Below are 21012 nucleotides of genomic sequence, written 5' to 3'. Positions count from 1 at the left end.
ATCACATCGGTGCAAACGGGAGGGGCGCGCCATGGCTAATCCCTTTCTCATCGGCGAGAATATGACCGGAGGCTACGGGAAATCCGGCCCCGATATTTTGCACGATTGCACCATTGCCGTCGATCCGGGCGAGATTGCGGTCATCGTCGGCCCCAATGGCGCGGGCAAATCCACCGCGATGAAAGCGATCTTCGGCATGCTCGACCTGCGTAAGGGGCGCGTGGTTTTGGACGGCGAGGACATCACACGGCTCAGCCCGCAAGAACGTGTCGCCAAGGGCATGGGGTTCGTGCCGCAGACCAGCAATATTTTCACCTCGATGAGCGTCGAGGAGAACCTTGAAATGGGCGCCTTTATCCGGCGCGACGATTTTTCCGATACGATGGCACAGGTCTATGACCTCTTCCCGATCCTCAAGGACAAGCGCCGCCAACCGGCGGGGGAATTGTCGGGCGGGCAACGCCAACAGGTCGCCGTGGGCCGCGCCTTGATGACACAGCCCAAGGTTTTGATGCTGGACGAGCCGACCGCAGGGGTCAGCCCGATTGTCATGGACGAATTGTTCGACCGGATCATCGAGGTGGCGCGCACCGGACTGCCGGTGCTTATGGTCGAACAGAACGCCCGCCAAGCGCTTGAAATCGCAGACAAAGGAAATGTTCTCGTGCAGGGCGCAAATGCGCATACCGGCAGCGGCAAAGACCTGCTTGCGGACGAAGACGTGCGCAAATCTTTCTTGGGGGGCTAGGGGCATGGATTTTCTCAACGCGGTCGTGGCGCTGGCCAATTATGTTGTGGTTCCCGCCATGACCTACGGCAGCCAACTGGCGCTTGGTGCGCTTGGTGTGACCTTGATTTACGGCATCTTGCGGTTCTCGAATTTCGCCCATGGCGACACGATGGCCTTTGGCACCATGGCGGTGGTGCTGTTCACTTGGGCGTTTCAGGCCATGGGGATTTCCATCGCGCCCCTGCCCACGGCACTGATCGCCCTGCCCTTCGGGATCGCGGTGACGGCGGGGATGGTTTTGGGAACAGACCGATTGGTCTACCGCTTTTACCGCGTGCAAAAGGCCAAGCCGGTGATCCTTGTCATCGTCTCTATGGGGGTGATGTTCGTGATGAACGGGCTGGTGCGCTTTATCATCGGGGTCGAGGATCAACGCTTCTCGGACGGCGCGCGGCTTATCCTTTCTGCGCGTGATTTCAAACAGATGACCGGATTGGACGAGGGATTGGTGATCAAGACCTCGCAAGGTTTGACGGTGCTGACGGCGGTGGTCGTGGTGGCGTGGCTCTATTGGTTCTTGACCCACACGCGGTCGGGCAAATCGATGCGCGCCTATTCGGACAATGAGGATCTGGCGCTGTTGTCGGGGATCAATCCCGAGCGTGTGGTGATGATCACATGGATCATTGTGGCCGCCTTGGCGACCATCGCGGGCACGCTTTACGGGCTGGACAAATCCTTCAAACCCTTCACCTATTTCCAATTGCTCCTGCCGATCTTTGCCGCCGCGATTGTCGGCGGGCTCGGCTCGCCTTTGGGCGCGATTGCGGGGGGATTTGTCATCGCCTTTTCCGAGGTCACCGTGACCTATGCGTGGAAAAAGGTCTTGGTCTATCTCTTGCCCGAGGGGCTTGAGCCGACCGGATTGGTGCAGCTTCTCTCCACCGATTACAAATTCGCGGTCAGCTTTGTGATCTTGCTGATCGTGCTTCTGTTCAAGCCTACGGGCCTATTTGCGGGGAAATCCGTATGAGCCGTTTGTCGAAACTACGCGTGCCGTTTTTGTTCGGTCTGGTCGCTGTGGCGATCCTCGGGACCGGATTTTTGCAAAGTTGGAACTCGGCTTTGCTGATCCTCAACATGGGGCTGATTTCGGCCATCATGGCGCTTGGGGTGAATTTGCAATGGGGCTTTGCGGGGCTGTTCAATGTCGGGGTTGTGGGGTTTTTGGCGCTTGGCGGTTTGGCCACGGTTCTGACCTCCATGCCGCCGGTGGCCGAGGCATGGAGCGCGGGCGGCCTGCGCGTGATGGCGGGGCTGGCGCTTGGCGCGACGACATTAACTTTGGCGGTTATGCTCTTCAAACGTATGTCGAAATCGCGGGCACGCACGGCGGCGCTTTTGGCGGTTCTGATCGGCGGTTTCTTTGTGTTTCGCGCGGTTTTTGACGGCGGCGTGGCGGCGGTCGAGGCGGTCAATCCGGCGGCGACGGGCTATTTGGGCGGGCTGGGCCTGCCGGTCTTGCTGGCATGGCCGATGGGCGGGGTTCTGGCTGCGGGGGCGGCATGGCTGATCGGCAAGACCGCGCTGGGGCTGCGCTCGGACTATCTGGCCATTGCGACGCTCGGCATTGCCGAGATCATCATCGCGGTGATGAAGAACGAGGACTGGCTGGCGCGGGGCGTCAAGAACGTCATCGGCCTGCCCCGTCCGGTGCCCTATGAGGTGGATTTGCAAAGCGATGCGGGCTTTGTTGCAAAGGCCTCCGATCTGGGGATCGACCCCATCACCGCCTCGACGCTTTATGTCAAACTTGGCTATATGGTGCTTTTTGCCATCGTGTTGTTGATCCTGCTTTGGATGGCGCAGCGCGCCCTGCACAGCCCTTGGGGCCGGATGATGCGGGCGATCCGCGACAATGAGGTTTCGGCCAATGCGATGGGCAAAGACGTCACACGCCGCCATTTGCAGGTGTTCATCCTCGGCTCGGCGATCTGCGGCATTGCGGGGGCGATGATGACCACGCTGGACGGGCAATTGACCCCCGCGTCCTACCAGCCGCTGCGCTATACGTTTTTGATCTGGGTGATGGTGATCGTCGGCGGATCGGGCAATAACCTTGGCGCGGTTCTGGGCGGGATGCTGATCTGGTTCTTGTGGGTGCAGGTGGAGCCGATGGGCCATCTGTTGCTCGGGTTGATCACCGCCGGAATGGCCGATGGATCGGCGCTCAAATCGCATCTGTTGGACAGCGCCGCGCATATGCGGCTTTTGACCATGGGATTGATTTTGCTGCTGGTTTTGCGGTTCAGCCCGCGCGGTTTGATCCCCGAAAAATAAGGCGCGCCGGTGCATGTAAAAACGCCCTCGCGTGATCTGCGCAAGGGCGTTTTTTGGCGCCAAGGCTGGGGTTAGACCGAACGGTCTAGCGCCAGCTTTAGCGGCCTTTGAAGAGGCTTCCCAAAATCCCGCGCACGATGCGCCGGCCGGTGGTGCCGGTCAATTCCTTGACGATGCTTTTGCCAAGCTTCTCGCCAAAGGTATCGCCGCGCGAATTGCTGCGGGTGCGGCGCGAGGTGGATTTTTCCACGCGGCTGCCCGAATAGCGCCGTCCGGCGTTATATTCGCGCTCTGCGACTTCCATTTCTTCCTCTTTGGCCTCGGCTTCCTCGGCGGCTTTGGCGGCGGCTTCGGCCCGCTCGGCCAGCATTTCGGAGGCCGAGCGCCGGTCGATCATGGCCTCGTATTTGCCCGCCACCGGAGAGCCGTCCATCACGGATTTGCGCATCTGCGCGTCAATCGGGCCAAGCTGCGAGCTGGGCGGGCGAATGAGGGTGCGCTCCACCACGCCTGGAATGCCTTTTTTCATCAGCATAGAGGTCACCGCCTCGCCGACGCCGACCTCGCGGATCGCCTCTTCGGTGTCAAAACGCGGGTTGTCGCGGTAGGTTTCGGCGGCCATGCGCAATTCCTTGCGGTCCTTGGCGGTAAAGGCGCGCAGCGCGTGTTGCACGCGGTTGCCAAGCTGTCCGAGGATGTCTTCGGGCACATCGGCGGGGTTTTGGGTGATGAAATAGACGCCGACGCCCTTGGAACGGATCAAGCGCGCCACCTGTTCGACCTTATCGGTCAACGCCTTGGGCGCATCCTCAAACAGCAAATGCGCCTCGTCAAAGAAAAAGACCAATTTGGGTTTGTCAGGATCGCCAACCTCGGGCAATTCTTCGAAAAGTTCGGACAAAAGCCACAAAAGGAAGGTCGCATAGAGGCGCGGCGCGCCCATCAACTGGTCGGCGGCGAGGATGTTGATATAGCCGCGCCCCGAGGCGTCGCATTGCATCATATCCCTCAGCTCGAGCGCCGGTTCGCCAAAAAGCTTGGCCCCGCCTTGGTTTTCGAGCACCAAAAGCCGCCGTTGGATCGCGCCGATGGATTGCACCGAAATATTGCCATAGCGCAGCGACAGATCCTCGCGGTTCTCGCCGGTCCAGACCAGAAGCGATTGCAAATCCTTGAGGTCCAGAAGCGGCAAGCCCTGTTCGTCCGAGAGGCGGAAGGCGATGTTCAAAATCCCCTCTTGCGCCTCGGAAAGCTCCAGCAACCGCGACAGCAACAGCGGGCCCATTTCGGCCACGGTGGTGCGCACCGGATGGCCCGATTGGCCGAACAGATCCCAAAAGGTCACCGGAAAGCTGTCGTAGCTGTAATCGTCAAAGCCGATCTTGGCGGCGCGTTCGGTAAAGGGCGCGTGCAATTTGTGATCGGGGCTGCCCGCCGCAGCAAGGCCGGACAGGTCGCCCTTGACGTCCGAGAGGAACACCGGCACGCCAGCGGCGGAAAACCCTTCGGCGAGGATTTGCAGCGTCACGGTTTTGCCCGTCCCCGTGGCCCCCGCGATCAACCCGTGGCGGTTGGCGTATTTGAGGCTCAGCCCCTGTTTTTCGCCATAGTCCGGTCCGCCGCCGCCGATAAAAATGCTGTCTTCCACTGATCATGCCCCTTTGATGCAATCGTCCTGTCGCAGTAAAAATACAACCTTAACACTTTTACGCCAGTCTAAACCCTGTTCGAGGTCGCATGTCCTCCTGATCTCGGACAACTTCCTCCCTGTCAGACTGGCCGCGCCGTAAATGGTGCGGCCTTTTTTTGTGCGAAGGGCGCCGCGGCGCGCGGATGCATGGCGCGGCAAAGGTTAAGAACGGCGCGCGCGGCCGATGAATTTTCGTGCATCGGTTAACCAATAAACCTATTCTTTCGACGTGGCGTCACATTGGGCGCAATTGGGTGTTGACCGAAGCGCATTTGGATCATAGCGTGAGATCAATCATAAGTCGGCCGGTCCGACAGGGAACAGATGAAGAAGGAGCCTCGCGGCTCCTTTTTCTATGTCTAGCGCGATGGTTGGCGCGCGTAGCTGATGTGAAATACGCGCTGCGCTACGGGATCGGCATGGCGCGCGCGGCGGCGCACAGCGCGGGCGCGGGCGGGATGCGCGAATTCTCGCCTTTGCGGCGCGCGCGCGGCGTGTTTTGCCCCTGACACTGGGTGCATCGCATGTTAGTAAGTGCGGGAAATTGATTAACAGATGGGGACATCTATGCCCAAACTTCTAACCAGCCTTTCCCTTGCCGCTTTGCTCGCCGCCTCTGCGGCTTTTGCGCAAAGCACCGATACCGCCGCGCCTGCTGATTCGACCGCCGCTGCCGCGCCTGCTGCCGAAGAGAGCGCCGATGGCGGTTTGGTCGTGGGCCAAGAAGAGGCCCCCGCCGGTCCCTACACCAAGGAAGAGGTTGGCGATTGGCGTTTGCAATGTTTCCCCACCTCCGGCGAGCCGTCGGATGCGGATCCGTGCCATATCTACCAATTGCTCAAGGACGAGACCGGAAATGCCGTGGCTGAAATCAGCCTCTTCCGCCTGCCCGATGGCGGCAAGGCCGTGGCCGGCGCGACCGTGGTTGTGCCGCTCGAAACCCTGCTGACCGCGCAACTGCGCATTTCGGTCGATGGCGGCAAGGCCAAGGTTTACCCCTATTCCTTTTGCAACAAGATCGGCTGCTATGCCCGTATCGGCCTGACATCGGCCGATATTGCGCAGTTCAAGAAAGGCGCCAAGGCCACCGTCACGTTGGTGCCTTTCGTTGCGCCGGATCAGAAAATCGCGCTGGACCTGTCGCTCACCGGTTTCACCGCCGGATTTGACAAGGCCTCGGTCGTCGCACAGTAAGCGCCCCGCCGCACAAATAGAACCGCCGCGCCCGATTTGGGGCGCGGCGGTTTTTTTGCCTTGTCAAAGGCTTGTAGCGCGATGTTAAGGTGCTTTGCGCAGGGCCAGCACCGCGTTGAGCCCGCCAAAGGCAAAGGCATTGGACAGAGCCACATCGACCGAGGCCTCGCGCGCCTCATTGGGCACCACGTCGAGGGCGCATTCGGGGTCCGGCTCTTCATAGCCGATGGTCGGCGCGATGATCCCGTCGCGCAGCGCCATGATACAGGCCAGAAGTTCGACCGCCCCTGTGCCGCCGATCAAATGCCCGTGCATGGATTTGGTCGAGGAGATCATCAGATTATCCGCATGCGGGCCAAAGGAATCGGCCACGGCGGCGCATTCGGTTTTGTCATTGGCCGCCGTGCCGGTGCCATGGGCGTTGATATAACCGACCTGCTCGGGATTGATGCCCGCGTCCTTCATTGCGCCCGAGATCGCCCGCGCCGCGCCCTGTTTGGAGGGCATCACGATGTCGGAGGCATCCGAGGACATGGCATATCCGATCACCTCGGCCAAAATCTCGGCGCCGCGTTTTTTGGCGTGCTCATAGTCCTCGAATACGAAAATCCCCGCGCCCTCGCCTTGGACCATGCCATTGCGATTGGCCGAAAACGGACGGCAGGCATCGCGGCTCATCACGCGCAGCCCTTCCCATGCCTTGACCCCGCCAAAGCACAGCATCGATTCCGACCCGCCGGTGACCATCGCAGGCGCCATGCCCGAGCGCACCATCATAAAGGCCTGCGCCATGGCGTGGTTGGAGCTGGCACAGGCGGTGGAGACGGTGAAGCTGGGGCCTTTGAGGTTGTATTCCATGCTGACGTGGCTGGCCGCCGCATTGTTCATCAATTTGGGCACCACGAAAGGATGCACGCGGTTTTTGCCCTCTTCATAGACGGCGCGGTAATTGTCATCCCATGTGGACACGCCGCCCCCCGCCGTGCCCAAAACCACGCCCGAGCGCGCGGCCAGATCGCCAACAAATTCCAGTCCCGATTGGGTGATCGCCTCTTTGGCGGCCTCTAGGGTGAATTGGGTGAAGCGGTCATAAAGCGACATTTGCTGACGGTTGAAGCGGCCCTCGGCCTCAAAGCCTTTGACCTGCCCGCCGATGGTGATGGCGAGCCGTTCGACATCACGAAATTCCAGCGCCCCGATGCCGCAGCGCCCCTCGCGCATCGCCTCCAAGGTTTCAGGCACGTTATGGCCAAGGGCGTTGATCGTGCCCGCGCCGGTAATGACGACGCGCTTCACGACTGCTCTTTCACCAAGGTTTCGATCCCCGCGACGATCGAGGCCACCGACGAGATGTCGAAATCGCTTTCCGACGGCTCGTTGGCGTTAAAAGGGACCGTGATATCAAAGGCTTCCTCGATGGAGAAGATGCTTTCGACAAGGCCGAGGCTGTCGATGCCGAGGCTCTCCAAAGTGCTGTCCATTTTGACATCGCTTGGCTCTAGAACCGCCTGCTCTGCGATGATCTCGATAACCTTGGTTTTGATATCCATTGTGGGGCCTCGATTGTGGGGTCCAAAGTGTCGCGCAAGATTTAATCGCTTGGCCCGTCCTTGGAAACCAATTTCTTAAGAGCGGCAAACTCGCGCATCATCCGCGGCAGGCGGCGCAGGGCTTTGTAGGTCTCGATATGGTTGTCCATTTTCATCGCAGGATAGCCCAGCATGACCCGCCCCGCCGGAATGTTGGCCAAAACCTTGGTTGCGCCGCCCGTGACGGCGCCGTCGCCGATAAAGAGGTTGTCGGACACGCCGGTTTGCCCGCCCAGAACCACATTGCGGCCAAGACGCGTGGAGCCTGCGATGCCGACCTGCGCACAGATCAGGCAATCGTCGCCGATCACCACGTTGTGGCCGATCTGGGCCAGATTGTCGATTTTGACGCCATTGCCGATGCGGGTGGCGCGCACGGTGCCGCAATCAATCGCGGCATTGGCTCCGATCTCGACGTCATCGCCGATCTCGACACTGCCGAGGCTGTGGATGCGCGCATAGCTTTGGCCCTTGGCGGCGCTGCTGCTTTCGTCTTTGCCAAGGCTGTCGCGGACGGTTTCGATATGGCTCGGCTCGGGCGTGACAAAGGAGAACCCGTCGCCGCCGATCCGCGCGCCCGGTTGGGCGATGAAACGCGCGCCGATGCGCACCCGCGCCCCGATGCTGACCTGTTCGCGCAGATAGGCGCCCTCGCCGATCTGTGCCTCCCAACCGATATGGCATTGCGGTCCGATGATGGACCCCGCGCCGATCCGCGCGCCTTTGGCAATGACGCACAGAGGGCCGATGCGCACGTCTTCGCCGATCTCGGCCTCGGGGTCGATGATGGCCGAGGGGTGATGGCCTGCGCCAAACCCCTGCCCGCGGTCAAACATCGCCGACAGCCCCGCCATGGCAAAACGCGGGCGCGGGGCGACGATTGCGGCCTGCAGCCCGAGCGCGGCAAAATCCGCCCCCTCCCACAGCATCGCAGCGCGTGCCGTGGGGGCCAGAGATTGCGCGTATTTGGGGCTCATCGCGAGGGCCAGCGCTCCCTCGCCCGCCTCTTGCGGCTCGGCGGTATGGGTGATGGAAATATCGGCGGCGCCAAGGGCTTTCGCCCCGAGCGCCGCAGCAATCTGTCCGACCGTGTAGGATATCATCGGCTGCTCTCCCGCGTGTTGCGGAATGTTTAGCCGCCCACCGCGCGCAAGACCACCCCTTCACGCGCCAGCGCGTTCCAGATCACCGCATCGCGTCCGTAGATATCGCGGCGGTATTCGATCCCGCCTTTGGCGGTGGTGAAGGCGGTGCGATAGATCAGATGCACCGGCACCGGCTCGTCCAACGGCACGACCGATTCCTGACCGGTTTTCAAATGCGCATGGAACAGCCCCTTGGGATCCTTGGTTTGTTTGGCCAAAAGCGCATAGGCAAAATCAAACGGATCCGCGAGGCGGATGCAGCCATGGCTAAAGGCACGCACTTCGCGCTGGAACAGGCTCTTGGAGGGCGTGTCATGCAGGTAGATGTTGTATTTGTTGGGGAACATGAACTTCACCAGACCCAGAGCATTGCCGTCCGAGGGGGGCTGCTTGAGGTTAAAGGGGAAGGTCTTTTCGGTATAGGCGTTGAAATTCACCGCGCCGCGGCTGACCGAGCGGCCCCGCGCATCGACGATCCGCAGGTGCCCTGCGGCATTGGGGTTGCGCTTGAGCATCGGCAGGTATTCTTTGACGGCGATCGAACGCGGCACGTTCCACGTCGGGTTGATCACCATGAATTCCATCACATCGGAAAACTCGGGGCTGCGCCGGTCGGCATCGGTGGCGCCGATCACCGAACGGGTGCGGAAGGTTTCGCGGTCGTTGTCGATGATACGGGCGGTGAAATCGGTCAGATTGACAAGGATATGACGTTTGCCGCGCCCTTGCGGCAGGTTCATCCAGCGTTCACGCTCCATCGCCACGACAACCGAACGCAGGCGGTCATCCACGTCTTTGTTGATCTCGGCCAAGGTGCCCGCACCGGCCACGCCATCGGCCGAAAGCCCGTTGTCGCCTTGGAACTGTTGCACGGCCTTTTGCAATTCCGCGTCATAGGATTGCGAGGCGCTGCGCCGCATGTATCCCATGGCAATCAAACGGTTGCGCAGGGCGACGACGGCATTGCCCGAGGCCCCCGGTTTGAGCGATTTGGCGGGCACTTTGGGGCCATAGCCGCCTTTGCCAAGCTCGCGCTCGAGCATCAGTTTCGCCTTCATCAGGCGGGTGAATTCGGGGCTTTTGGGCGGCAGGGCGCGAAAGAATCCTGCGGGCGAGCTTTTGCCCAGATTGGTCAGATAGGAGGCGCGGTCACGCAACGGCGCCTCGCGCTTGATTTCGGAAATCACGCGGTTCGGCGCCAAAACGCCCGATTGCATCGAGGTCGCCAGATCAAGGAAACGGCGCGAAAACTCGACCTCCAACCGGCCGCGGTCGCGCGGGGTTTTGGCGGTTTTGACCAAAGCTCGCAACTCATCGCCCTTATAGCGTTTGGAGGGCAATCCATAGTCATCGGCGCTCTCGATCGCCTTGAGCAATGCATTGCGGCGCGAGGTGAACCGCCCGCCATTGCCGATCCACAAGGGTTTGTAATCATTGGCTTTGTAATAGGCCGCCATGTCGCGATCACGCGCTGCGGCCTCGGCGACGGCCTGTTTGAAGGCGGTGACTTGGGCCTTGGCGGGCGCGCTGTGCAGGCACACCCCAACGATCAGTGCCAAACATGTCAAAAGCGTCCGGATTGCTCCGTTTTTTGGCGTCAACGACATACTCTATCCCCCAAAGGTTTCCTGCGCGCGAATTACTATATATAGTGTGTGTTTCCGAAATCTGGTTGCGATTGTCCATTCACATTTTAGCGTTTTACGAAACAACGCCGCCGATTGGGGCGAAAACCCCACGGATTTTCCCCGATTGAGGCACAATCACCCCCCTATGCGCAAAATCCTGCCGAAATCGGTATGTAAACTGCATTTACCCCAAAACACGCTTTGCGCATGATTCTAACTATGGCATAAAACGCGTGCATCTGGGGATGAGATGGCAGGAACCGTGCAACGTCACGGTTTTAACAGGTAAGCGACGGGACTGGCGCAGACATATGACAGATTCAAGCTCCACGGGCATTTCGCGGCGTGCGCTTTTGGGCGCTTTTGCGGCAACAACCTTGGTTGCGGCCCCCACTTTTTCCAATGCAGCAGGTTTCTTGCGCGGCGCGGGCGATATTCGCCGCGTGCGCATGTTCTCCTCTCGGACCGGTGAAAAGATCGACATGATCTATTGGGTCGAGGGCGATTACATCAAGGATGCCGTTGACGAGATTCACCACTTTATGCGCGACTGGCGCACCGATCAGGTCAAGAGAATCGACCTGCGCACCATCGACATCATGGCGGCGGCGCATAACCTTCTGGATGTGAGCGAGCCCTATATGCTGCTCTCGGGTTACCGCAGCCCGCAGACCAATGCGATGCTGCGCTCGCGCTCGTCGGGCGTTGCGAAAAACTCTCTGCATATGAAAGGCCAAGCGGCCGATCTGCGCCTCGCCTCGCGTTCGGTGGGACAAATGGCGCGGGCGGCTTCGGCGTGCCACGCGGGCGGCGTGGGCAGCTATTCGCGCTCGGATTTCGTCCATGTGGATTGTGGTCCGGTGCGCAACTGGGGCCGGTAGTATCCCTTTTATATAAGCGGCTTGCGCGTCTTTGTTAATGCGTTTTCCGAATGAGAAAAGCGCGCCCCCAAAAAAGAGGCGCGCTTTTGGGTTTTGGGCAGGCCGCTCGCCCTAGTGGACCGAGGCGAACATGATCCCTTCGGCGGTCGCCTCGGCGGGCGAAAACTCCTCGACGATGCGCCCTTGGCGGCACACCAAAATCCGGTCCGAGACCGAGAGGATTTCGGGCAGATAGGAGGAAATCATCACCACCGCGATGCCCTGATCCGCCAGCCGCCCGATCAGAGCGTGGATTTCCGAGATCGCCCCCACATCAACCCCGCGCGTCGGTTCGTCGAAGATCACCAATTTGGGCTGTTGCACCAAGGATTTGGCGATCACCACCTTTTGCTGGTTGCCGCCCGACAATTCGATCACCTTGGCGTCGGTGTTGAGCTGGCGCATTTGCAAGGTCTTGCCCCATTCATCGGCCAGCGCGCGCATTTGCGACAGGTTCACCACGGATTTCGAGGCGCTATTGCCCGCCAGAAAGCCGTTATAGATGTTCTCGGCCACGGACATATTTTCGAAAAACCCTTCGACCTTGCGGTCCTCGGTGACATAGACGATGCCGTCTTGAATCGCGGGGCGCGGCACGCGGTAGCGCACAGAGCGCCCGTCGAGTTTGACCTCGCCGCCGTGGAACATGTTGCGTTTGACCACACCGGCGATGATTTTCGCCGTCTCGGTGCGCCCTGACCCGATCAATCCGAAAATCCCGGTCACCTGCCCCGCAAAAATCGAAAAGGAATTGTTGCGCACGATGCTTTGCATCGACAGGTTCTCGACGCTCAAAATCCGCGCGCCGCCCTTGCGGATCGTGCGGCTCTCGGCCGCCTTGCCGTAAAGCTCGTCGCTCAATTCGCGCCCGACCATGGCGGCGACAACGCTGTCGCGGTCAAAGCTATCGGCGCGGTCGGTGGCGATATGTTGGCCGTCGCGCAAGATCGTGATGCGGTCGGCCTTTTGCAAGGCTTCTTCAAGCGCATGGGTGATGAACACAATCCCGACGCCGCGCGCTTTGAGCCGGTCAAGCAATTGAAAGAAATGGTGTTTTTCTTCGGGCGTGAGGGTGGCGGTCGGCTCGTCAAAAATGATCACCTGCGCCTTTTGCACCACCGCGCGGGCGATCTCGACCATCTGTTTTTGCGCCGCGCCCAGCGTGCCGACAAGCATCGCCGGATCAACGCCGAAATTGAGCGATTGCAAGAACTGCTGGGCCTCGATGTAGAGGCCGCGCAGGCGGTTGAAGACCTTCTCGTTGCCCAAGTAGAGGTTTTGCGCCACGGTCAGCGACGGCACCAGCGAGGTCTCTTGATAGACCATCGCCACCCCCGCTTCGAGCGCATCGGCGGGGCATGTGAAACGGGCGGGCGCGCCGCTGATTTCGACGGTGCCCTGGGTGGGATCCACCGCCCCTGCGAGGATTTTGCACAGGGTGGATTTGCCCGCGCCATTCTCGCCGAGAAGCGCGTGGATCTCGCCCGCGCGCACGTCGAAATCGACGCCGCTGATGGCCTTGACGCCGCGATATTCTTTGGTTGCGCCTTTGGCGGCGGCCAAGGGGGCTGCGGGTTGTGCGAGGGGCGCGGTGGAGGACGGGCTCATGCTTTTGGCTCCTGTTTGGAGGATTTGCGCGCGGGCTTGGCTTTGGGCTTTGCCGCCGGTTTCGCTTTGGACGCTGCTTTGGCCTTGGGCGCGGCGGCGGGCGCCGTTGCTGCGTCCGGCATGCTCTCGGGGGCCAGAACGGCGGCGGGGCTCAGGCGTCCCAATTGCCCGTCGCCCTTGGCCGAGAAATAAAGCCCTGCCCCCGTCTCGCAGCAGGACGTCACCCCGTGCATCGCCCCGTCGGCGCGGCTGTGGTAGCTTTTGAGCGGCAAATCATCCGCCCCCAGCGCAATGATCAACCCGAAAGAGCGCGTCGGCGCCCAAGGTTTCAAAACGCCCAATTGCTTGACCGATCCGGCCTGCAGCGGTTCCAGAAATGTGGAGCCCGAGCGCAGGCTCGGCGCGATCCAATATTGCGGATCGACCTCGTCGATCATCGCGCGGCGGTATTTATCTTCGCGTAGAACAAAGGCGAGCAACTGGCTGCGCGGGGCGAAGACCGTGACATAGGCCTGCCCGTCCGCGCCCGCGCTGATCCGGCCCGGATATCCGGGAAGGTTGCCCAAAACCTCGCGCGGTTTGCCGCCCTCGACATCAATGCGCACCAGCCGCGCGCGCCAGCTTTCGGAGACCAAAAGCTCCTTGCCACGCATCGCGATCCCCGCAGGCCATTCGAGGCCTTGCGCCACCGGCTGCGCCGCGCCTTGGTCCAGATCAATGCGCCAGATCGAGCCGCTGGCACCTTTTTCGAGCAGATCGCGCGGCCATTCGCCCAGTGTGACATCTTTGGACCCGTTGGCGACATAAAGCCGGTTGTCCTCGCCAAGCGCGGCGGCGGTTGGGCATGTGATGTGATCGGGCATGGGCGGCAAAGGCACCTGCATCGCGTCGATCCCGATTTGCAGCAATGTCCCGTCCGCCAGACCTGCGATCATCGCTTCGTTGCTGGGACGCGCGACCAAAAAGGCCACGTCATCGTCCAGCGTGGCGATGGGATCCTTAGTCCCAAGGCGGCGGATTTGCGCGCCAGTGGTATAGAACACCGCATCGCCAAGCGCGCAGATATTGTCGAGCCTCTCGCCGCTGGCCAATCGCTCGGCGCGGTCGAGCGCCATATTGGGCCGCAAGGCCCCGTCAAGCGCGGGCACGGTGATGGCGTGATTGCCGCGGCCGAAAAAGCCGTCCAACATGCGCGATAGAAAACTCATGACTTGTCTCCCCAATAGGATACGGGTCCGGTCCAATTGGCATTGGCGTCTTTCAATTTGAGCCGCCCAATGCGGTTGTTGGTGATGCCGCCAAGGTAGAGATAGCCCTTGTGCTCGCGCATCGAGGTGATCATCGGGTGGCTCTGCCCTCCTTGATCCCAAAGCGATTCCAATATGTTACCCGCATCATCAAAGCGCAGGATGCAGCCGGTGTTGATATTGGGGAAAAGCCATTCATCGGCGGCCACACGGCGCGCCATACGGCGGCGGAACGACGGCATACGCATCGCCAGATCCTGCGTCGGGGTGCGGATGCCGGCGAGGGCCAACCAATAGGTGCCGTCCGAGGCGCGGTTGATATTGTCCGGAAAGCCCGGAAGATTGGGGATCACATCTTCGATCTGTCCCTTCTTCGGCCCCTCCAGCCAATAGCGCGACACCCGCGCCGCCCATGTTTCGGCAAAGAGGAAGCTCTTGCCGTCATGGGCCATGCAGATCCCGTTGGGGAAGATGCGGTTGCGGATCAATGTATGGGTCTGGTCGGTTTTGGGATCATAGCAAATGATCCGCCCGTTGCCGCGCCCTTCAAGGCTATCGACGGGCCATTCCTCCATCTCGTAGCGCACGGTGGCCTCGGAGAAATAGATTTTGCCATCCGGCGCGATATCAAGGTCATCGGCCAGTTTGAGGCGGCTGTCGTCGATCACCGACAGGCGCGTGCGCCCCGTCTCGTCGGTCAGCTTCTTGATCTCGCGCTCGGGCGTGACCGCGTAAAGCCCCATGCCGCCGATACAGACCACAAGGTTGTCATCGGCATCAAAGGCCATGCCGAGCGGGCGCCCGCCGACATGGGCGAAAATCTCGTGTGTGGCATAATCGGGCGCAAGGAAACGCACGATATCGCCATGGCGCGAGCCGCAATAAAGGTGGTCATTGCGGTCAAGGATCACATCCTCCGGCCCCTCAATCTCGTCAAGCCCGATGGCCTCGACCCCGCGCAGCGCATCGTTGAGCGCATAGGCCGTGCCCGCGCCGCGGTCGGTTTCGGGCGGCTCGGTCAGTTTGAGATAGGTCGGCGCCACATAGACCGAGGACAGAAGTTTGTGCCGGTTCTTGACCCAGCGCACGTCGATGGCCACGGCCAAAAGCAACACAAGTCCCAAGCCCACCGAAGAGGCGCCCGAAGGCAGGCCCATGCGCACCAATCCGTTGACCAAAAGCAAAACCGCCAGACCGCCGATCAAAGCCTTTGCAATCGAGCCGCGCCCGCCGCCCAAGGAGTTGCCGCCCAAAACCGCCGCCGTCAGGGCCATGATCTCCAGCCCCATGCCGGTGTCCGACCCCGCCCCGCCCAGACGCGAGGCGAACAAAAGCCCCGCAAGCGCGGCCAGAAAACCGGAGGTCACATAGGTCAGACAGACGATGCGCGGCACCGCCAGCCCCATGTTATGGGCCGAGCGGCGCGAGCCGCCGACCGCCATGATGCGCCAACCGATGCGCAAACGGGTAAAGACGATATGCAGCGCCAAAGCGATGAGCGAGAGGATCAAGAAGCTGACCGGAAGGCCCATGACCGAGCCCTCGCCCATGAAATACCACGGGTCGCTGTCGATAAAGCTGCCTGCGATGGCGACCGAATATTTGAGCAGCATCAGATCGACAATCGAGCGCAGGATGATCAGCGTCACCAATGTGGTCAAAAACGCGCGCAGCTTGAAATAGCCGATCAATATGCCGTTCACGAGCCCCGCCGAGGCGCCGATCAAAAGCACCGTCGGCACCACCGCCCAAAGCGGCCATTCCGCGATCCCCAAAAGCGCCAGCGCCGTCAGGTTGGCCAATGCATAGACTGAAGAGACGCTCAAATCGATGCCGCCGCCGACCAGAACCACCATCATCGCGATGGTCACAAGGCCGAATTCTCCATATTGGCGCGCCGTGTCCGAGATGTTCAGCGGGGTATAAAAATTGGCAACCAATTGCCCCAGAACCGCGATCAGGATCAGCAGCAAAAAGAACGGAATGGCGTTGTCGGACCAGCGTTTGGTCAAGACCTCGCCCAGCAGATGGTCGGGGATCAAACGATAGCGCAGCTTGGTGGCGGCTTCGGAAAAGCTCATGAATGTCGTCCGCAATTCGAGTTCAGGGACAGCGCGCGCCGCAAAGGGGGCGCGGCGCGCACTGCAACGTCCTAAGGCCCTGCCGCTAAATGCGCGGCAGGGCAAAGACGATTACTGCAAAGTGTCGATGGTCCAGCAGGAGGAGCCGTTCATCGTGTCTTTGGTGATCGTCTTTGTCGGGCTGTAGAGCGCCACTTTGGTTTCGCCAGCGGGTGTTTTTTGCTGGATCAAGGTGCGGATCATGGTGTTGAGATCATTGCCTTGGGTCGGCACGTCATAGGAGATCACCACGTCAAACAGGCCGGTTTCGATATTGTCACAGGCCATTTGCGCGCCGCCGCCTGATGTGATCAGATGCACATCGGTTTTATCCGCTTCCTTGAGCGCGGCCGCCGTGCCGGTGTCCATCACGTCCCAAAAGCCGATGGAGCCGCACAGATCGGGGTGCTGCTGGATGACGGTGGCGGTCACATTGCGCGCCTTGGTCGCGTCCCAATCGGCGGCTTGGTTCGAGACGACTTCGATCTCGGGATGCTGCGAGAGCACATTCTCGACGCCCTTCATCGTATAGGCCGAAGCCGCCGCGGTCAGAACGCCTTGGACGATCTGGATTTTCTTCGATGTGCCTTCACCGCACAGGCTCACGGCGGCGCGGGCCTGCTCTTCGCCGATCCCGACCCAATCCGCGCCGACATAGGCATCGGTGCCATAGGAGGATTTCATGTTGACCTGTAGCACCTTGATGCCGGCCTTTTCGGCCTTTTTCAAAAGCCGCGCATAGGATTGCACATCGGGGTTATGCACGACCATCACGTCGGGCTTTTCGCCGATCAGCGAGGTGATCGCCTGCGAGCCGACATCAGAGGACCATTGCGCGTCGCGGATGATGAAATTCATCCCCAGTTTGTCGGCCTCGCGCTTCATCATTTTCGCCCAACCTTCGGTCAGATCAATGCCCATGGAGGCGGGCACAAAGGCGATGGTCTTGCCTTTGAATTCGTCAAAATAGGCGGCGCGCGACGGATCGTCGATGCCTTGGGCGCCTGCGCCAAAGGGCAATAGGGTAAGCGCCGCAGCGCCAAGTGTTTTCAATGCTTTAGGTGTCATAGGTGGTCTCCTCCACTGGTGTAAAAACGTCTGTTGGTTGATTGGCGCGCTCTTGTGCGGCGCGCTCAGATATCGCCTTGCTGCGCGGTTTGTTCGTCGCGCGGGTTCAAAAGGCTGTCGATCACAATCGCGGCCAAAAGTAGGCCGGATTTGACGATATTCTGGGTGGTGTATTGGACGTCGAGAATGGTCATGCCGTTGATCAAGATGCCGATCAAAAGCGTGCCGACGACCACATTGCGGATCGAGCCGCGCCCGCCCGACAGGCCGATGCCGCCGATGACCACCACGAGGATCACGTCATAGACCATATTCGACAGGGCCATGCGGGTGTTCATCTGTGCCACCGAGGCGGCGGTGATCAATCCGGCGCCATAGCCGATGCAGGCGGAAATCAGATATTGCATGACAACCGTCGGGCGCACGGGAATGCCGGTGATGCGCGCCGCCGCAGGGTTGTCGCCGATCGAGAAAATGAACCAGCCGCGCCGCGTTTTGCGCAAGAACAGATGGCCCAAAATAGCGACCACGGCAAAGGCGATCACCGGCACCGGCACGCCCAACACCCGCCCGCTTCCGAGCCAGCGCAGCGGCTCTGCGGCGGGCGGCATATAGACCACTTCGAGGTTGATCACCCCAAGCTTGACCGCGCCGTAGGCCAGCGTCCCCATGGCCATAGTGGCAAAAAGCGCGGGAATTTCCACATAGGCGACCATCACGCCGCTGAGCAATCCCACCGTCAGCGCGCAGGCCAGCCCGATCATCAATCCGGTGTAAAGGCTCGCCCCGTCGGCCACCGATTGCAGCATCCACGCCGAGGCCATGGCCAGCACCGTGACAATCGCCAAATCGATGCCCCGACCGATCACGACGATCGCCATGGCGACCCCCAAAATCCCCAATGTCGACACCCCGCGCAGCAATGTCAGCACATTATCCGAGGTCAAGAACCCGTTGGTCACAATAGAAAAAATGAAAAACAAAGCCACAGCAATGAGAAATACAATCTTCTCCTGCGTGAACCATCCCGCATGGCGTTTCATAAGTCGGTCTCCCCCCGTGCCTGCCGGTGCATGGCCGCTCTTGTGCGGGCGGCCTCATGCAGCGGTGGCTGGCGTGTAGGGGAGCGGATTTCGCCCGCGCCCGTCTTGCGTGACAGTGCAAAAGTTTATCATGAGCGCGCAGCGCCGCTAATTTATCGTTAAAAATAAGCTTCCAAGGCGGGCCGTTTTGTGGAAGAGTTTTCTGCAGGCCGAAACGCAGACTGCCTCTGGGGAGAGATGCGGGCGTTTTGGGCCAAAAATGGGGGGAGGAACCATGGAGGTTCTATTCGATACGGCGCAGCTGGCCGGTGCCAAGCGAGGTGCAGGTTGGATCGAGGCGCTTTGCGGCAACTACGTCAATGTGGATGCAAAGCTGGATGCGCCGGAGGATTACATCGGCTCGATCAAACAGGCCAGTTTCGGCACGGTGAACCTGTCCGAAACCTTGGGCGCACGGCAAAAAATTTCGCGCACGCGCCATCATCTGTGCCATATCGACAAGGATTGTTACTATTTTCAATTGCCCCATAACGGCGTGCTCGGCGTGCGCCAGCACGGCGCCGAATACCCCAGCAGCCCCGCGATGGCCTGCCTCTATTCGGCCGCCGAACCCTACGAGCTTGATTGCACGGGGCTGATCCGTTCGAACTTCCTCGAAATCTCGCGCAGCGCTCTTGAGGCGCGGCTCGACGGGGCGCTTCCGGTCAATCGCGCCGTGGCCACGGGCACCGGCATGGGACGGGTTTTGGCAGATTTCCTGCTCAGCACCGCGCGCGAGAGCGCCCATATGAGCCAGATCCAACGCGACGAGATGGGCGACGATATTCTCAACCTTCTGGCGCTGGCCCTGCGCGCCGCCCCTGATGAGGCGGGCGAGAGCGAGCAGCGCGCGTTGCAAACCACGCGGTTGCGCACGATCAAGGCCTATATAGACGCGCATTGCCATGACCCCCTGCTCGGCCCGCGCCAGATCGCGGCGCAAAACGGCATTTCGCTGCGTTATCTGCACGGGCTGTTCGCGGGCGAGGATCAAACCGTCTCCGAATATCTGTGGATGCGGCGCCTGCACAATTGCTATGCCGCGCTGGAGCGCGCCGACCGCAAGATGAGCCTCACCGAGCTGGCCTTTTCCAACGGCTTCAACAGCTCGTCGCATTTCTCGTCGATGTTCCGCGCCAAATTCGGCCTCAAACCCAGCGAGCTTTTGCGCCGCAACTAGGCGTTGGGGCGGCCGCGACGCGCACCGACCGCTGGTCCGCGCGAGGGCCAAACCCTTGCCATGTGGGGCCAGATAGCAACCTATACGCACGCAATCTGTTACGCGTAACAAATAAAGGCCCGAGCGTTTCCGCAGCGGGCCTTTGTTTGAATGGCGCACCCATCAGGATTCGAACCTGAGGCCTCTGCCTTCGGAGGGCAGCGCTCTATCCAGCTGAGCTATGGGTGCCTGCGGCCTCTATATGGGAAGCTGCGAGGCTCTGCAAATGCTTTTGACAGGCCGGTTCTGGCGGCAGAGCCGCGCCCTGTGACGTAACGGAAATCGCCCTGGCGATTGACGCAATAGCCGCCTGCGCGCAGCATTAGACCGATTGGTCTAGTGACGTGAGGAGAGAGAAAATGCGCGATTATTCAGATCCTGCAATGGAGGCGCGACTTAGAAAAGCGTCGAAAGCCCAGGGGTTTAACCAATGGTTCGGGCTTGATTGCATTGCTGCGGGCGGCGGCGAGGTCGAATTGGAGGTCGACCTGCGCGAGGATCACAAACAGCACCACGGCTATGTGCATGGCGGAGTCGTCTCCTCAATGGCCGATACGGCTGCGGCTTGGGCCGCCGCCACCTTGCGCGGCGATGATGTGGTGACCTCGAATTTTTCGTTCCATTTCCTCGCCCCTGCCGTGGGGGACAAGCTGCGTGCCCATGCGCGGGTTTTGCGCGGCGGACGCAGCCAGATCACCGTCGAGGCACAGGTTTTCGCCCTTGATGGCGGGGGGGCGGAAAAACTTGTCGGCGCCGGACTTGCCGCCATCGCGGTTTTGCCGCAAAAATTGACCGATGATTGAACACTCCGCCTCCGCCGCGCCTCATGCGCCGCCCGCCGATACGCGCACGCGATTGCTGCGCGCGGCGGTGACCCTGTTTCAACAACGCGGCTATCACGCCGTCGGTTTGGCGCAAATTCTGGCCGAGGCCAAAGCGCCCAAAGGCTCGCTTTACCACCATTTTCCAGGCGGCAAGAAGGACCTTGGCCGCGCGGCGATCGATTGGTTGACGGAATCGATCCTGCGCCCGTTCAAACGCGCCAAGGAGAAGGACCTCGCCGCGCGCGTGTTCATCGCGCGGCTGTTCCACGGCACCGGAAGCTGGTTGGCCGCCGAGGATTTTTCGCAAGGCGCGATGTTGGCGATGCTGGCCCAAGGGGCAATGACCGAAGAGCCGGAATTGGCTGATGTCTTGGACCGCGCCTATACGCGTATCACCATGGCGATGGCCGATTTGCTGCGCGATGAGGGGATGGCAGCGCTGCGCGCCAATGAGATGGCGTCGCTGATCCTTGCCGCTCTGGAGGGCAGCGTCACCCTCGCCCGCGCCCATCGCAGCACCATGCCGCTGCAGCGGGCCAGCGCCGCGATCGACCGCGTGTTGGCGGGCGAAGGTCTTAAAAAAGAACGATAAATCTGTGAATTCGGGG

19 protein-coding genes and 1 tRNA gene are annotated in these 21012 nt (G+C 60.8%); 9 read left to right on the top strand and 11 right to left on the bottom strand.

The window, feature by feature from the left end; all coding sequences use genetic code 11:
* Positions 1-31 precede the first annotated feature (31 nt).
* The 3 genes from ABWV64_RS01185 to ABWV64_RS01175 are packed head-to-tail and all read left to right on the top strand — an operon-like array spanning position 32 to position 3070.
* Positions 32-748, top strand: coding sequence for an ABC transporter ATP-binding protein (locus tag ABWV64_RS01185; RefSeq protein WP_353342433.1), 717 nt, complete (start codon positions 32-34; stop codon positions 746-748).
* 4 nt (positions 749-752) lie between these two features.
* Complete coding sequence (locus ABWV64_RS01180; protein WP_353342432.1) at positions 753-1763, top strand: branched-chain amino acid ABC transporter permease; 1011 nt, start codon at positions 753-755, stop codon at positions 1761-1763.
* Positions 1760-3070, top strand: coding sequence for a branched-chain amino acid ABC transporter permease (locus ABWV64_RS01175; protein ID WP_353342431.1), 1311 nt, complete (start codon positions 1760-1762; stop codon positions 3068-3070). The genes ABWV64_RS01180 and ABWV64_RS01175 overlap by 4 nt, the downstream gene beginning before the upstream one ends.
* A 97-nt stretch (positions 3071-3167) precedes the next feature.
* Here the strand turns inward: ABWV64_RS01175 and ABWV64_RS01170 are convergent, their stop codons facing one another.
* Positions 3168-4718 carry a helicase HerA-like domain-containing protein gene (locus tag ABWV64_RS01170; protein WP_353342430.1) on the bottom strand — a complete coding sequence of 517 codons (1551 nt, stop codon included), beginning with the start codon at positions 4716-4718 and terminating at the stop codon, positions 3168-3170.
* A gap of 413 nt (positions 4719-5131) precedes the next feature.
* On the opposite strand from ABWV64_RS01170, the gene ABWV64_RS01165 reads away from it, so the two are divergent.
* Entirely contained in the window at positions 5132-5269 is a 138-nt protein-coding gene (locus ABWV64_RS01165; protein ID WP_353342429.1) for a hypothetical protein, read from the top strand.
* A 58-nt stretch (positions 5270-5327) separates the two neighbouring features.
* A complete protein-coding gene (locus tag ABWV64_RS01160; protein WP_353342428.1) occupies positions 5328-5954 on the top strand; it encodes an invasion associated locus B family protein in 627 nt (208 codons plus the stop codon).
* Between the two features lie 84 nt (positions 5955-6038).
* On the opposite strand, the gene ABWV64_RS01155 is transcribed toward ABWV64_RS01160, so the two are convergent.
* The 4 genes from ABWV64_RS01155 to ABWV64_RS01140 are packed head-to-tail and all read right to left on the bottom strand — an operon-like array spanning position 6039 to position 10295.
* Positions 6039-7250 (bottom strand): beta-ketoacyl-[acyl-carrier-protein] synthase family protein, encoded by a 1212-nt coding sequence (locus ABWV64_RS01155; RefSeq protein WP_353342427.1) that lies wholly within the window; start codon positions 7248-7250, stop codon positions 6039-6041.
* A complete protein-coding gene (locus tag ABWV64_RS01150; protein WP_353342426.1) occupies positions 7247-7504 on the bottom strand; it encodes an acyl carrier protein in 258 nt (85 codons plus the stop codon). Before ABWV64_RS01150 ends, ABWV64_RS01155 begins: the two co-directional genes overlap by 4 nt.
* Before the next feature lie 41 nt (positions 7505-7545).
* Positions 7546-8643: a UDP-3-O-(3-hydroxymyristoyl)glucosamine N-acyltransferase gene (locus ABWV64_RS01145; RefSeq protein ID WP_353344442.1), complete on the bottom strand. Its 1098-nt coding sequence runs from the start codon at positions 8641-8643 to the stop codon at positions 7546-7548.
* 32 nt (positions 8644-8675) lie between these two features.
* Positions 8676-10295, bottom strand: a complete 1620-nt coding sequence (locus ABWV64_RS01140; protein WP_353342425.1) for a L,D-transpeptidase family protein — start codon at positions 10293-10295, stop codon at positions 8676-8678.
* 332 nt (positions 10296-10627) lie between these two features.
* On the opposite strand from ABWV64_RS01140, the gene mepK reads away from it, so the two are divergent.
* Entirely contained in the window at positions 10628-11197 is a 570-nt protein-coding gene (gene mepK / locus ABWV64_RS01135) for a peptidoglycan L,D-endopeptidase MepK (protein ID WP_353342424.1), read from the top strand.
* A gap of 111 nt (positions 11198-11308) precedes the next feature.
* On the opposite strand, the gene ABWV64_RS01130 is transcribed toward mepK, so the two are convergent.
* From ABWV64_RS01130 to ABWV64_RS01110, 5 genes are all read right to left on the bottom strand, one after another.
* Positions 11309-12844: a sugar ABC transporter ATP-binding protein gene (locus tag ABWV64_RS01130; protein WP_353342423.1), complete on the bottom strand. Its 1536-nt coding sequence runs from the start codon at positions 12842-12844 to the stop codon at positions 11309-11311.
* A complete protein-coding gene (locus ABWV64_RS01125) occupies positions 12841-14052 on the bottom strand; it encodes a hypothetical protein (RefSeq protein ID WP_353342422.1) in 1212 nt (403 codons plus the stop codon). The genes ABWV64_RS01130 and ABWV64_RS01125 overlap by 4 nt, the downstream gene beginning before the upstream one ends.
* A complete protein-coding gene (locus tag ABWV64_RS01120) occupies positions 14049-16172 on the bottom strand; it encodes an ABC transporter permease (RefSeq protein ID WP_353342421.1) in 2124 nt (707 codons plus the stop codon). Before ABWV64_RS01120 ends, ABWV64_RS01125 begins: the two co-directional genes overlap by 4 nt.
* Positions 16173-16283: 111 nt before the next feature.
* Positions 16284-17279: a sugar ABC transporter substrate-binding protein gene (locus ABWV64_RS01115; RefSeq protein ID WP_353342420.1), complete on the bottom strand. Its 996-nt coding sequence runs from the start codon at positions 17277-17279 to the stop codon at positions 16284-16286.
* Positions 17280-17344: 65 nt separating this feature from the next.
* The gene (locus ABWV64_RS01110) at positions 17345-18322 is read right to left on the bottom strand and encodes an ABC transporter permease (protein WP_353342419.1); all 978 of its coding nucleotides are present in this window, start codon (positions 18320-18322) and stop codon (positions 17345-17347) included.
* Between the two features lie 274 nt (positions 18323-18596).
* Between ABWV64_RS01110 and ABWV64_RS01105 the strand changes: the two genes are divergently transcribed.
* Positions 18597-19541 (top strand): AraC-like ligand-binding domain-containing protein, encoded by a 945-nt coding sequence (locus tag ABWV64_RS01105; RefSeq protein WP_353342417.1) that lies wholly within the window; start codon positions 18597-18599, stop codon positions 19539-19541.
* 151 nt (positions 19542-19692) lie between these two features.
* Here ABWV64_RS01105 and ABWV64_RS01100 read toward each other — a convergent pair.
* A tRNA-Arg gene (locus ABWV64_RS01100) sits at positions 19693-19769 on the bottom strand.
* A gap of 170 nt (positions 19770-19939) precedes the next feature.
* Here ABWV64_RS01100 and ABWV64_RS01095 point away from each other — a divergent pair.
* Both ABWV64_RS01095 and ABWV64_RS01090 read left to right on the top strand, forming a co-directional pair.
* Positions 19940-20383, top strand: coding sequence for a PaaI family thioesterase (locus tag ABWV64_RS01095; protein ID WP_353342416.1), 444 nt, complete (start codon positions 19940-19942; stop codon positions 20381-20383).
* Positions 20376-20996 carry a TetR/AcrR family transcriptional regulator gene (locus tag ABWV64_RS01090; RefSeq protein WP_353342415.1) on the top strand — a complete coding sequence of 207 codons (621 nt, stop codon included), beginning with the start codon at positions 20376-20378 and terminating at the stop codon, positions 20994-20996. The genes ABWV64_RS01095 and ABWV64_RS01090 overlap by 8 nt, the downstream gene beginning before the upstream one ends.
* Positions 20997-21012: the final 16 nt, after the last annotated feature.

Source organism: Litorivita sp. NS0012-18, assembly GCF_040371945.1.
Taxonomy (GTDB): Bacteria; Pseudomonadota; Alphaproteobacteria; order Rhodobacterales; family Rhodobacteraceae; genus Litorivita.
This window is presented reverse-complemented; position numbering and strand designations above follow the sequence as displayed.

Excerpts from the sequence above, each read along its gene's own strand:
- ABWV64_RS01185 (WP_353342433.1), top strand. The coding sequence starts at position 32 with ATGGCTAATCCCTTTCTCATCGGCGAGAATATGACCGGAGGCTACGGG.
- ABWV64_RS01180 (WP_353342432.1), top strand. The coding sequence starts at position 753 with ATGGATTTTCTCAACGCGGTCGTGGCGCTGGCCAATTATGTTGTGGTT.
- ABWV64_RS01175 (WP_353342431.1), top strand. The coding sequence starts at position 1,760 with ATGAGCCGTTTGTCGAAACTACGCGTGCCGTTTTTGTTCGGTCTGGTC.
- ABWV64_RS01160 (WP_353342428.1), top strand. The coding sequence starts at position 5,328 with ATGCCCAAACTTCTAACCAGCCTTTCCCTTGCCGCTTTGCTCGCCGCC.
- ABWV64_RS01150 (WP_353342426.1), bottom strand. The coding sequence starts at position 7,504 with ATGGATATCAAAACCAAGGTTATCGAGATCATCGCAGAGCAGGCGGTT.
- ABWV64_RS01140 (WP_353342425.1), bottom strand. The coding sequence starts at position 10,295 with ATGTCGTTGACGCCAAAAAACGGAGCAATCCGGACGCTTTTGACATGT.
- mepK (WP_353342424.1), top strand. The coding sequence starts at position 10,628 with ATGACAGATTCAAGCTCCACGGGCATTTCGCGGCGTGCGCTTTTGGGC.
- ABWV64_RS01130 (WP_353342423.1), bottom strand. The coding sequence starts at position 12,844 with ATGAGCCCGTCCTCCACCGCGCCCCTCGCACAACCCGCAGCCCCCTTG.
- ABWV64_RS01125 (WP_353342422.1), bottom strand. The coding sequence starts at position 14,052 with ATGAGTTTTCTATCGCGCATGTTGGACGGCTTTTTCGGCCGCGGCAAT.
- ABWV64_RS01120 (WP_353342421.1), bottom strand. The coding sequence starts at position 16,172 with ATGAGCTTTTCCGAAGCCGCCACCAAGCTGCGCTATCGTTTGATCCCC.
- ABWV64_RS01115 (WP_353342420.1), bottom strand. The coding sequence starts at position 17,279 with ATGACACCTAAAGCATTGAAAACACTTGGCGCTGCGGCGCTTACCCTA.
- ABWV64_RS01110 (WP_353342419.1), bottom strand. The coding sequence starts at position 18,322 with ATGAAACGCCATGCGGGATGGTTCACGCAGGAGAAGATTGTATTTCTC.
- ABWV64_RS01105 (WP_353342417.1), top strand. The coding sequence starts at position 18,597 with ATGGAGGTTCTATTCGATACGGCGCAGCTGGCCGGTGCCAAGCGAGGT.
- ABWV64_RS01095 (WP_353342416.1), top strand. The coding sequence starts at position 19,940 with ATGCGCGATTATTCAGATCCTGCAATGGAGGCGCGACTTAGAAAAGCG.
- ABWV64_RS01090 (WP_353342415.1), top strand. The coding sequence starts at position 20,376 with ATGATTGAACACTCCGCCTCCGCCGCGCCTCATGCGCCGCCCGCCGAT.